The organism is Modestobacter caceresii, from assembly GCF_000761485.1.
GTDB lineage: Bacteria > Actinomycetota > Actinomycetes > Mycobacteriales > Geodermatophilaceae > Modestobacter > Modestobacter caceresii.
Genome location: NZ_JPMX01000014.1, coordinates 1 through 11,301, shown reverse-complemented (window position 1 = coordinate 11,301; position 11,301 = coordinate 1). Strand labels below are relative to the sequence as shown.

Here is an 11,301-nt window from a genome sequence, read left to right as displayed (position 1 = left end):
GGGCTCAGCGGCGGCGGGTGAGCAGCCAGTGCAGCCCGACGCCGATCGCGGCGCCGGTGCTGTTGGTGCCGATGTCCACCAGGGACGGGTAGCGCGCCGGCAGGAACAGCGCCTGGACGAGCTCGATGCCCACCGAACCGGCCACGCACGTCAGCCAGACCGCCCACCGGGGCCATCGGGGCAGCGACCAGCACAACAGCAGCGCCAGCGGGACGAACAGCAGCACGTTGCTGCCCCGCTCGACCAGCGGGAAGACCACCGACCAGGAGAGGCCGGTGGCCTGCAGCACGGCCCGGGCGATCGGGCCGGAGAACCCGCCCACCGGGTGGGCCACAACGTCACGAGGGCGCCGAGGGCCAGGTAGCCGGCGAGCAGCCCGCGGGCCCACCACCGCCCCGGGCCGGGACGGTGGTCGCGATCGGCGACCACCGGGGCCCGGGTCAGTCCACCGAGACGAGGTCGAGGACGAAGACCAGGGTCGACCCGGCGGGGATCGGCCCTCTGGCCTGGTCGCCGTAGCCGAGCTCGCTGGGGATGGTGACGACCCGGCGGCCACCGACCTGCATGCCCTCGATGCCCTGCTCGAAGCCGGGGATGACCTGGCCGGCCCCCAGGGTGACCGGCAGGGTCTCGTCCTCGCCCCGGTCCCAGGAGGCGTCGAACTCCTCGCCGGACTCGTAGAAGCCGCCGACGTACTTGACCTGCGCGGCGGCGCCCTCGGTGGCCTCGGCGCCGTCCCCGACGACGACGTCCTCGACGACGAGCTCGGTGGGCGCCGGCGCGTCCGACGCCGGCACCTCGGGGCGCACGCCGAGGTCGGTGGAGACCTCGGCCGCCACCTCCTCGACCGCTGACCCGGCCGACCCGGCTGGCTCGCCGCTCGCGCAGGCGGCGAGCGGCAGGGACAGGGCGAGCGACAGCGGGAGGGCGAGCAGCGTGCGGCGGACGGTGCGGCGGTTCATGGGGAGGTCTCCTGGCCGAGCGGTGCTCGAGTCGGGGCGGGCATTCGGTGCGGCCGGCCGGTCGAGGACGCCGGCCGCACGGTCACCAGGACACCACAGCTCGGACGACGAGGTCCGGGCTCGTCTGGCGGTGGGCCGCTGCTTGGCACTAACTTTCCCGCAACGTCCGCGACGGCTGGGGGTCACCCGATGTCCGCATCGATCATCGTTGGGCTCGACGGGAGCGAGGCGAGCGGGCGAGCGGCCGACGCCGCTGCCGACGCGGCGCGCAGACACGACCTGCGCCTGGTGCTGGCCTGCGTCGTCCCCTGGTCGCCCTACTCGTTCTCCACGGCGGAGGAGAACGAGCGCCGCACGATCGACAAGGAACGCGAGGCGAGGTCGGCCCGCGAGCGGGTGCTCGACCCGGCGCTCGCGCGGCTGTCCGCCGCCGGTGACCTGCAGATCGACGGCGTCGTCCGGCACGGGCACCCCGCCGAGACGCTGGTCTCCCTGGCCCGTGAGCACGACGCAGCGTGGATCACCGTCGGTCGGATCGGGCAGAGCCGGGTCCGCACGCTGCTGTTCGGGTCCACCCCGAGCAGCCTCATCCAGCTCTCCCCCGTCCCCGTCCTGGTGGTGCCGTGATGACCCAGCTCGCCCTCTCCGACGTCCCTGCCCGTGAGGTGCTGGCCGCCACGTTCGACGAGCAGGTCGACAACGTCTTCGCGCCGATCTCGGAGTTCATCACCGGCGTCGTCTTCGCCGCCGTCCCGCTGGACTTCATCGACGAGGGCGTCGAGCTGCCGCTGATCGTCGTCTGGCTGGTCGTCGCCGGGATCTTCTTCACCATCTACCTGAAGGGCTTCCAGTTCCGGGCCTTCGGCCATGCGATCCAGCTGATCAAGGGCAAGTACGACGACCCCGAGGACGCCGGTGAGGTGACCCACTTCCAGGCGCTGGCGACCGCCGTCTCCGGGACGGTGGGCTTGGGCAACATCGCCGGGGTCGCGGTGGCCATCTCCCTCGGCGGGCCGGGGGCGACCTTCTGGATGATCATCGCCGGCCTCGTCGGCATGTGCACCAAGGGCGTGGAGTGCACCCTCGGCGTCAAGTACCGCAGGGTCTACGACGACGGCCGGGTCTCCGGTGGCCCCATGTACTACCTGAGCCAGGGGCTGAAGGAGAAGGGCAAGGGCACGCTGGGCAAGGTCCTCGCGGTCCTGTTCTGCATCTTCACCCTGGGCGGCGCCGTCGGTGGCGGGAACATGTTCCAGGCCAACCAGGCCTTCGCCCAGGCCCAGTCGGTGACGGGCGGCGCGGACGGCTGGCTCGGGTTCGGGGCCGCCGGCGCCGTCTTCGGCCTGGTGCTCGCGCTCCTGGTCGGGGCGGTGATCATCGGCGGGATCCGGAGCATCGCCCGGGTCACCGACAAGCTCGTCCCGTTCATGGCCGTCTTCTACGTGCTGGCCTGCCTCGCCGTCCTGTTCTCGAACTTCACCCAGATCCCCAGCGCCCTGTGGGAGATCCTCCGGACGGCGTTCAGCCCCGAGGCCGGGTTCGGCGGCGTCGTCGGCGTGCTCATCCAGGGCTTCCGGCGGGCGGCGTTCAGCAACGAGGCCGGGCTGGGGTCGGCCGCGATCGCCCACTCCGCGGTGAAGACGAACGAGCCGGCGACCGAGGGGCACGTCGCGGTCCTCGAGCCCTTCGTCGACACCGTCGTCATCTGCACGATGACCGCGCTGGCCATCGTGATCACCGGCACCTGGGCGGACGAGACCAGCGCCCCGGGTGTGGAGACCACGTCGGCCGCCTTCGAGACGGTCGCGGGCTGGTTCCCGGTCGTGCTGGCGGTCGCGGTGATCCTGTTCGCCTACTCGACGATGCTCGCCTGGAGCTACTACGGGCTGAAGGCGTCGACCTACCTGTTCGGCGAGTCGATGTTCGTGGACCGGACCTGGAAGCTGATCTTCTGCATCTTCGTCGTCATCGGGGCCTCCTCGACCCTCGACGCGGTGATCGGCTTCTCCGACAGCATGATCTTCCTGATGTCGCTGCCGAACATCATCGGGCTCTACATCCTGAGCCGGGTGGTGAAGCGGGAGCTGTTCGGCTACCGCGAGCGGCTGGCCCACGGGGCGCTCCTGCCGGTCGCCGAGCGGGGCATCACGCCCTCCCCGACGGGCGGCAGCACCGCTGCCACCACGGGCGTCGACGGCACCACCCCGAACCCGCCGCCCTCGGTCGAGGACCGCTGACCCGTCGCTCCGGCGGGTGGTCTGCAACTCGAGCACCCGCCGGACGACGAGGCCGGGAGCCTCCATGGACAGCGCGTGGCCGTCCACGGCCGGTTCACGCGGTCCTCGCCCGCCGGTCGCCGACCCGTGGTCCGGCCGCCTCCTCGACGGCCCAGGGTTCCACCACCAGCGCGGAACCCAGGGGGGCCACCGATGTCCGATCAGCCACACACCTCGCCCGCTTCGCCACCGGCACGACCGCTCTCCCGACGGCAGCTGATGCAGGCCGCCGCCGTCGGCGGAGCTGCCGGCGCCGGCGCACTGCTCGGTCCGGCACCGCGGGCGTTCGCCGCGCCGGCTCAGCGGTTCGACCGTCCCGCCACGTCGTGGGGCGTGCAGAGCGGCGACGTCACCGCGACGTCCGGGATCATCTGGTCGAAGACCGACCGGCCGGCTCGGATGCTGGTCGAGGTCGCCGGGACCGAGGACTTCCGCGGCCGGCGCGGCCGCTGGCGGGTCGACGTCGGCCCGGACACCGACTTCACCGGCAAGGTGGCGCTCAGTGGCCTGCCGGCCGGCACCGAGCTGTTCTACCGCGTCCGGTTCGTCGGGGAGCACGGCCGCGCCTGCGAGCCCCTGCTGGGCACGCTGCGCACCGCCCCGGCCGACCGCCGGGACGTCAGCTTCTCGTGGTCCGGCGACGTCGCGGGGCAGGGCTGGGGGATCAACCCCGACCTCGGGGGCATGACCGGTTTCGAGTCCGTCCGCCTCCTGGACCCGGACTTCTTCATCCACTCCGGCGACAGCGTGTACGCCGACGGGCCGCTGGAGGAGCGGGTCGAGCTCCCCGACGGCACGGTGTGGCGCAACGTGGTCACCCCGGCGAAGAGCAAGGTCGCCGAGACCCTGGACGAGTACCGCGGTCAGTACCGCTACAACCTGATCGACGACAACGTGCGCCGGTTCGCCGCCCAGGTCCCGCAGTTCGTCCAGTGGGACGACCACGAGGTGACCAACAACTGGTACCCCGGCGAGGTCCTGGGGACGACGGGCAGCGACGCCAGGTACACGGTCAAGGACGTCGACACCCTCGCCGCCCGCGCCCGCCAGGCGTTCGGCGAGTACATGCCGCTCTCCGGCAGCCGGATCGACCGGGTCCTCCCCTACGGCCCGCTGGTCGACGTCTTCGCGCTCGACCTGCGTTCGTTCCGCGGGCCCAACACCGCCAACCTGGCGACGGAGGGGCCGGAGACCCGGATCTTCGGTACCGACCAGCTCACCCGGCTCGCCGACCAGCTGGCTGCCTCCTGCGCGCTGTGGAAGGTGGTGGCCTCCGACATGCCGCTGGGCGTGGTGGTGCCCGACGGCGAGGTCGCGCAGGAGGCCATCGCCAACCACGCTCCCGGCTCGCCCGCCGGACGGGAGCTCGAGGTGGCGTGGTTGCTGTCGGAGCTGAAGCGCCGCAGGGTCCGCAACGTGGTGTGGCTGACCGCCGACGTCCACTACACCGCGGCCCACTTCTACGACCCGGAGAAGGCCTCGTTCTCCGACTTCGACCCGTTCTGGGAGTTCGTCAGCGGCCCGCTGCACGCCGGCACGTTCGGACCGAACGACCTCGACGGCACCTTCGGCCCCCAGGTGGTCTGGTCCCGCGCGGCGGACAGCCCGAACCAGCCGCCGAGCGCCGGCCTCCAGTTCCTCGGCCACGTCCGGATCGACGGGCACAGCGGGGTCATGACGGTCCAGCTGCGCGACGTCGCCGGAGCGGTGCTGCACTCGACCGACCTGACGCCGGCCTGACGGAGGAGCCCCTCCCGAGGCTCACCCCGCGCGAGCTGGGGGCGAGCCTCGGGACGGGGCCGTCAGGCGGCGCCGAGTGCGTCGGCCACCCGGTGGTGGACGGCGGCGTCCGCGCCCCGGCTCTGCCGCTCCAGGGTGCGGGCGAGCGCGCGGCGGGCCCAGCCGTTGGCCGGGGCCCGCTCCACCAGCCGGCTCAGCGTCTCCTCGGCGCGGCTGAGCTGGGCCGAGCCGAAGTAGCTCCGGGCCAGCAGCTCCAGCGCCGCCTGGTTGTCCGGCTCGGCGGCGAGCACCGCCTCCAGGACGCGGGCGGCCTCCGTGGGCTGGCCCATCGCCAGGAACAGGTCCGCGCGCAGGTACTCCGAGTGCAGGTCGATCTCGTACGGCTGGGTCATGACGCTCCTTCCACCGGCCCGTAACAGCGCCGTCCCCACGGCTCTTCCCGGCGTGTCGTGCACGCGGCGCATCCACCCGGGCAGCGGACGACGAAGCACCGACGTCTGGTCATCCACACGACGGAGGCAAACCATGGGCGTGCGCGAGAACCTGCGAGACCGTCGGCCGAACGGGTCGGACGACGCGAACCAGACCGACGAGGGTGGTGGGTCGGTGGTCTACACCGTGCAGCGCGTCGGCGCGGTGGTCGTGGCCCTGGTCCTGCTCACCTTCGGCCTGCTCGGCTTCGCCGACGGGCTGGCCTACTTCTCCACCGACGGTGGCGAGGTGGCCGGCCTGTCCTCCAACGGCCTGCTCTCCACGATCTCGGTGGTCACCGCGCTCGTGCTGGTGGTCACCGCGTTCCTCGGCCCCCGCCCGGTGTCGAACGTGATGCTGGTGATCGGCGCGCTGTTCCTGATCTCCGCGCTGGCGAACCTGGCGGTACTGGAGGGCGACCTGAACCTGCTGGCGTTCTCGATGGCCAACGTCATCTTCTCCATCTGCGCCGGCCTCGTGCTGCTGACGCTCGGCGCCTACGGCCGGATCAGTGGGAACCTGCCGGCCGACAGTCCCTACCGGGAGGACACCGGCCCGGAGGTCTCGCCCGAGGACCTCGACCCGCAGCTGCCGCAGACCCCGGCGGAGGAGGCGGCCGAGCGGGACATGCGACAGGCCGAGCTGGCCGTGGTCGAGCACCGCGCCACCGCCGAGCAGCAGCGGCGGGTCGACGCGATGGCGAAGGTGCGCACCCGGGCCGACCGGCGGCGGGTCTGGATGTCCTCCGACCGGACGTCGCTGACCTGATCCGGCAGGACCGGCCCGACGGCCCCGGTGCACCGGGGCCGTCGGGAAGTAGCCTCGCGAGCGCCATGTCTTCGTCCGGTGCCTCCGTCTCCCCTCCGCGCGACCGCGTCGACGCCTGCCCCGGCGCCCTGCAGACCCACGCCGCAGCGGACGGCGGGCTGGCCCGGGTCCGGGTGCCGGGCGGGGCGATCAGCGCGGCGCAACTGCAGGCGCTGGCGGCCGCGGCCCGGGAGCTCGGCGACGGGCACCTGGAGCTGACCAGCCGGGGCAACCTGCAGCTTCGCGGCCTGCCGTCCGGCGCGGAGGTCGAGCTGGGCGAGCGGCTGGCCACGGCCGGGCTGCTGCCCAGCGCCACGCACGAGCGGGTGCGCAACGTCCTGGCCAGCACGCTGTCCGGGCGGACCGAGGGCGGGCACGTCGACGTCCGGCCGTGGGTCGGCGCCTTCGACGCCGGTCTCTGCGCCGACCCCGTGCTGGCCGAGCTGCCCGGCCGCTTCCTGCTGACCCTGGACGACGGCCGGGGCGACGTCGCCGGTCTCGGTGGGGACGTCGGCCTGCTGGCCCTCTCCGCCGCCACCGTGGCCCTGCTCCTCGGCGGCGTCGACTCCGGCCTGCGCTGCTCCCCGGCCGACGCGGTGCCGCTCGCCCTCGACGCCACCCGAGCCTTCCTCGCCGAGCGCTCGGCCCAGGGCTCGACCGCCTGGCGCCTGACCGAGCTCGCCGACGGCCCCACCCGCGTCGCCACCCGCCTGGCCCTCCCCGACCACCAGAATGGCCATCTTGGTGGTCGGGTAGAGGTGCCGGGGGCGGCGGTGGTGGGGCCGGTCGGGGCCGCGACGCAGGTCGACGGCCGGACGGCGCTGATCGGCGTCGTCCCGCTGGGCCGGCTGACCGCCGACCAGGCCGACCTCCTCGCCCGGCTCGCCGACGAGGTGCAGCTGACGCCGTGGCGCAGCGTCGTCGTGCCCGACCTGGCCGAGGACGCCGTGGACGACGCCGCTGTCGACCTGTTCCGCACCGGCATGGTGTTCGACGAGGCGAGCCCCTGGCTGCAGGTGACCACCTGCGCCGGCCGCCCGGGCTGCGCCAAGTCGCTGGCCGACGTCCGCGCCGACGCGCTCACCGCCGTCTCCACCCGGACGCTGCCCGCCGGCGGCGCCCGACAGCACTGGGCCGGCTGCGAGCGCCGCTGCGGCCGACCGCAGGGTGGGGTCGTCGACGTCGTCGCGACGCCGTCCGGCTACGAACTCTGGATCGATGAGGACTGATGTACTCCTACGAGCACGACGGCGCCGAGATCTACCGGCAGTCCTTCGCCACCATCCGCGCCGAGGCCGACCTGTCGGGCCTGCCCGAGGACGTCGCCCAGGTCGCCGTCCGGATGATCCACGCCTGCGGGCAGGTCGACCTGGTGGCCGACGTGGCCTTCTCCCCCGACGTCGTCCTGGCCGGCCGCAAGGCGCTGGAGTCCGGCGCCCCGGTGCTGTGCGACGCCCAGATGGTCGCCTCCGGCGTGACCCGGAAGCGGCTGCCGGCGTTCAACGAGGTCGTCTGCACCCTCAACGACCCGCGCACCCCCGACCTGGCGCGGGAGATGGGCACCACCCGCACCGCGGCGGCGATGCACCTGTGGGGGGACCGGCTGGACGGCGCCGTCGTCGCGATCGGCAACGCCCCCACCGCGCTGTTCCACCTGCTGGAGATGGTCCGCGACGGGGCCCCGCGCCCGGCTGCGGTCATCGGCATCCCGGTGGGCTTCATCGGTGCGGTCGAGTCCAAGGAGGCGCTGGCCGCCTCGGACCTGGAGTTCCTCGCCGTCCGCGGCCGGCGCGGTGGCAGCGCCATCACCGCCGCCGCCGTCAACGCGATCGCGAGCACCGCCGAATGACGGGCCGCGAGACGCGCCGGATGACCACCACAATGGCCATTTTGGTGGACGGGGGACACCGGTGACCGGGCGGCTGTACGGGGTCGGGTTGGGGCCGGGCGACCCGGAGCTGGTGACGGTGAAGGCCGCCCGGCTGATCGGCGCCGCGGACGTCGTCGCCTTCCACGCCGCCCAGCACGGCCGCTCGGTTGCCCGGGCCCTGGCCGCGCCGTACCTGCGCGAGGGGCAGGTCGAGGAGCTGCTGGTCTATCCGGTCACCACCGAGACCACCGCGCACCCCGGCGGCTACCAGGGCGCGATCGACGAGTTCTACGAGGCCGCCGCCGCCCGGCTGGCCGCGCACCTGGACGCCGGCCGGGACGTCGTCGTCCTCGCCGAGGGCGACCCGTTCTTCTACGGCTCGTACATGCACATGCACAAGCGGCTGGCGCACCGGTACCCGACCGAGGTGGTCCCCGGGGTCACCAGCGTCAGCGGCGCGGCCGCGGTGCTCGGCCGGCCGCTGGTGGAGCGGGACGAGGTGCTCACCGTGCTGCCCGGCACGCTGCCGTCCGACGAGCTCGCCGAGTGGCTGTCGACCACCGACTCGGCCGCGGTGATGAAGCTCGGCCGCACGTTCCGCAACGTCCGCGACGCCTTCGAGGCCGCCGGGGTGCTCGACCGCGCCTTCTACGTGGAGCGGGCGACGACCGCCCAGCAGCGCACCATGCCGCTGGCGGACGTGGACCCCGACACCGTCCCCTACTTCTCCCTCGCACTGCTGCCCAGCGAGCTGACCGGGCCGGTCCCGGGACCGGAACAGGCCAGTGAGGCCGAGGTGCGCACCGGCGAGGTGGTGGTGGTCGGCCTCGGCCCCGGGCAGCGCAGCTGGACGACGCCGGAGGCCGCCGAGGCGCTGGCCCGCGCCGACGACCTGGTCGGCTACGGCCCCTACCTGGACCGGGTGCCGGCCAACCCGCGGCAGACCCGGCACCCCAGCGACAACCGGGTGGAGGCCGAGCGCGCCGCGCACGCCCTGGAGCTGGCCCGGTCCGGACGGCGCGTGGCCGTCGTCTCCAGCGGCGACCCCGGCGTGTTCGCGATGGCCGCGGCGGTGCTCGAGGTGGCGGCCGAGGACTTCCCCGACGTGCAGGTGCGGGTGCTGCCCGGGCTCACCGCGGCGCAGGCGGTGGCCTCGCGGGTGGGTGCACCGCTCGGGCACGACTTCGCGGTCATCTCGCTGTCCGACGTCCTCAAGCCCTGGGACGTCGTGCTGGACCGGCTGCGGCACGCGGCCGCCGCCGACCTGGTGATCGCGCTCTACAACCCGCGCTCCAAGGCCCGGCCACACCAGCTGGGCGAGGCGCACCAGGCGCTGCTGGAGGTCAAGAAGCCGGAGACCGTGGTCGTCATCGGCCGGGACGTCGGCGGCGCGGAGGAGTCGGTCACCGTGACCACCCTCGGCGAGTTCGACCCCGAGTCCGTCGACATGCGGTGTCTGGTGATGATCGGCTCCACCCAGACCCGGGTGACGCCGTCCGGTCAGGTCTTCACCTCCCGCCGCTACCCCGGCTGCTGAAGGACCCCGCCCCTCTCATCCCTCGCGAGCTCGGGAGCTCGGGAGCTCGGGACGAGCCTCCGGGCGGAGCCGCCAGCGGGAACAGTGCGGGCTCGTTGCGGCTTGCATCGGTTCGTGCCCCGTCGTGAGCTCAGCCGGCCTGCCGCCTTCTGGACGGTGGCGGTGCTGCTGACCCTGATGCTCGCCGCCTCCGGGGTGCCCTCGCCGCTGTACCGGGTCTACGCGGAGGAGTTCGGGTTCGGCTCCGGCCTGATCACCGTCGTCTTCGGCGTCTACGCCTTCGCCCTGCTGCTGTCGCTGCTGGTGGTCGGGGCGCTGTCGGACCACGTGGGTCGCCGCCCGGTGCTCGCCGTCGCGCTGCTGCTCGAGGCCGTCTCGATGGTGCTGTTCCTGACCGCCGACGGGGTGGAGTGGCTGCTGCTGGCCCGCATCGTCCAGGGGCTGGCCACCGGGGCGCTGACCGGCGCGTTCGGTGCGGCGCTGCTGGACCTGCAGCGCCCGGACCGGCCGCTGGGGGCCCTGGTCAACTCGGCGTCCCCCGCGGTGGGGCTCTCCGTCGGCGCGGTGAGCGCCGGGCTGGCGGTCGAGTTCCTGCCCGCACCGACCAGCTGGGTCTTCGGTGTCCTCACCGTGCTGTGCGTGGCCGCGGCCGCCGGGGTGTGGGTGTTCCTGCCGGAGTCCTCCCCCCGGCTGCCCGGTGCGGCGCGGTCGCTGCGGCCCAGCGTCCAGGTGCCCGCCTCGCAGCGCCGGGCGTTCGTCGTCGTCCTGCCCTGCCTGGTCGCCACCTGGGCGTTGGGCGGGCTCTACGCCTCGCTCGGCCCGTCGCTGGTGGCCGGCGTCTTCGACGTGCAGGACCACGTCGTCGGCAGCCTGGTCATCCTCGCGCTCAACGGCACCGGCCTGGTCGGCTCGCTGTCGATGCGCACGGTCGCGCCGGCCCGGTCGATGGTCGTCGGCGCCCTGGTCTTCGCCGTCGGGGTGGCCGGCACCGTGACCGCGCTGACCACCGGGTCGCTCACGCTGTTCTTCGTCGCCGCGGTGGTCTCCGGCTTCGGTTTCGGCACCGCCTTCCTGGGTGCGATGGCGACCGTCACCCAGGGCGTCGCCCCCGGGCAGCGGGCCGCCCTGCTGTCGGCGGTCTTCACCGCCAGCTACCTGGCCTTCAGCGTGCCGGCGATCGCCGCGGGGGTGGCGGCCGGGCACGTCGGCCTGGAGCGGACGGCACAGGTGTACGGCGTGGCCGTCATCGTGCTGGCCCTGCTGGCGGTGGGCGGCCTGGCCCTGCACGCGCGCCGGCCGGCCACCCCGGTCGGGGAGCCCGCGCACCGGGCCCCCGCCGCCGCCCTCGACTAGCTGCCAGCGCGGGTCACCGCCGCACAGAACCGGGTGTGGTCCTCGCGGGCCTCGGTGAGCGGCTCGGCCACCTCCGCGTCGGCCACCTCACCGACCCGGTCCAGCAACCGCCGCCGCACCTGTCCGGCCCGTCTCCGGGCGCCGACGTGCACCAGTGGCCGGGCCAGCAGCGCCAGCAGCAACCCGGCGAGCAGCCCCCCGGCCAGCAGCAGCGTCGGCAGCGGGATGCCCTCGACCCGGGGCAGCGGGACGACGTCGTCCAGCTGGAGCAGGCCCAGGCCGACC

Annotated in this window: 11 protein-coding genes and 1 pseudogene; 8 read left to right on the top strand and 4 right to left on the bottom strand. The window is 73.9% G+C overall.

What is annotated here, in order from left to right:
* Positions 1-4 precede the first annotated feature (4 nt).
* Entirely contained in the window at positions 5-334 is a 330-nt protein-coding gene (locus tag IN07_RS25630) for a VanZ family protein (protein ID WP_052090814.1), read from the bottom strand.
* Positions 335-440: 106 nt separating this feature from the next.
* Positions 441-962 carry an FKBP-type peptidyl-prolyl cis-trans isomerase gene (locus IN07_RS04730; protein ID WP_081975196.1) on the bottom strand — a complete coding sequence of 174 codons (522 nt, stop codon included), beginning with the start codon at positions 960-962 and terminating at the stop codon, positions 441-443.
* A 189-nt stretch (positions 963-1,151) separates the two neighbouring features.
* On the opposite strand from IN07_RS04730, the gene IN07_RS04725 reads away from it, so the two are divergent.
* From IN07_RS04725 to IN07_RS04715, 3 genes are all read left to right on the top strand, one after another.
* Complete coding sequence (locus IN07_RS04725; RefSeq protein WP_036333991.1) at positions 1,152-1,589, top strand: universal stress protein; 438 nt, start codon at positions 1,152-1,154, stop codon at positions 1,587-1,589.
* The gene (locus tag IN07_RS04720; RefSeq protein WP_081975195.1) at positions 1,589-3,199 is read left to right on the top strand and encodes an alanine/glycine:cation symporter family protein; all 1,611 of its coding nucleotides are present in this window, start codon (positions 1,589-1,591) and stop codon (positions 3,197-3,199) included. The genes IN07_RS04725 and IN07_RS04720 overlap by 1 nt, the downstream gene beginning before the upstream one ends.
* A gap of 258 nt (positions 3,200-3,457) precedes the next feature.
* Complete coding sequence (locus IN07_RS04715) at positions 3,458-4,978, top strand: alkaline phosphatase D family protein (RefSeq protein WP_036333990.1); 1,521 nt, start codon at positions 3,458-3,460, stop codon at positions 4,976-4,978.
* Positions 4,979-5,040: 62 nt separating this feature from the next.
* On the opposite strand, the gene IN07_RS04710 is transcribed toward IN07_RS04715, so the two are convergent.
* Positions 5,041-5,370, bottom strand: coding sequence for a tetratricopeptide repeat protein (locus IN07_RS04710; protein WP_063124214.1), 330 nt, complete (start codon positions 5,368-5,370; stop codon positions 5,041-5,043).
* A gap of 133 nt (positions 5,371-5,503) precedes the next feature.
* Here IN07_RS04710 and IN07_RS04705 point away from each other — a divergent pair, with 133 nt between their 5' ends.
* The 5 genes from IN07_RS04705 to IN07_RS04685 all read left to right on the top strand — a co-directional run bounded on the left by IN07_RS04705 (position 5,504) and on the right by IN07_RS04685 (position 11,016).
* Positions 5,504-6,217, top strand: a complete 714-nt coding sequence (locus IN07_RS04705) for a DUF4383 domain-containing protein (RefSeq protein WP_036333989.1) — start codon at positions 5,504-5,506, stop codon at positions 6,215-6,217.
* A 65-nt stretch (positions 6,218-6,282) separates the two neighbouring features.
* Positions 6,283-7,485 carry a precorrin-3B synthase gene (gene cobG / locus IN07_RS04700; protein WP_036333988.1) on the top strand — a complete coding sequence of 401 codons (1,203 nt, stop codon included), beginning with the start codon at positions 6,283-6,285 and terminating at the stop codon, positions 7,483-7,485.
* Positions 7,485-8,105: a precorrin-8X methylmutase gene (locus tag IN07_RS04695; RefSeq protein WP_036333987.1), complete on the top strand. Its 621-nt coding sequence runs from the start codon at positions 7,485-7,487 to the stop codon at positions 8,103-8,105. The genes cobG and IN07_RS04695 overlap by 1 nt, the downstream gene beginning before the upstream one ends.
* 61 nt (positions 8,106-8,166) lie before the next feature.
* A complete protein-coding gene (locus tag IN07_RS04690; protein WP_036333986.1) occupies positions 8,167-9,663 on the top strand; it encodes a precorrin-2 C(20)-methyltransferase in 1,497 nt (498 codons plus the stop codon).
* A 114-nt stretch (positions 9,664-9,777) separates the two neighbouring features.
* A complete protein-coding gene (locus IN07_RS04685; RefSeq protein WP_052090833.1) occupies positions 9,778-11,016 on the top strand; it encodes an MFS transporter in 1,239 nt (412 codons plus the stop codon).
* Here IN07_RS04685 and IN07_RS25625 read toward each other — a convergent pair.
* A pseudogene (locus IN07_RS25625) lies at positions 11,013-11,301 on the bottom strand (GTP-binding protein HSR1); the annotation flags it as partial. The gene IN07_RS04685 and the pseudogene IN07_RS25625 sit on opposite strands and share 4 nt — an antisense overlap.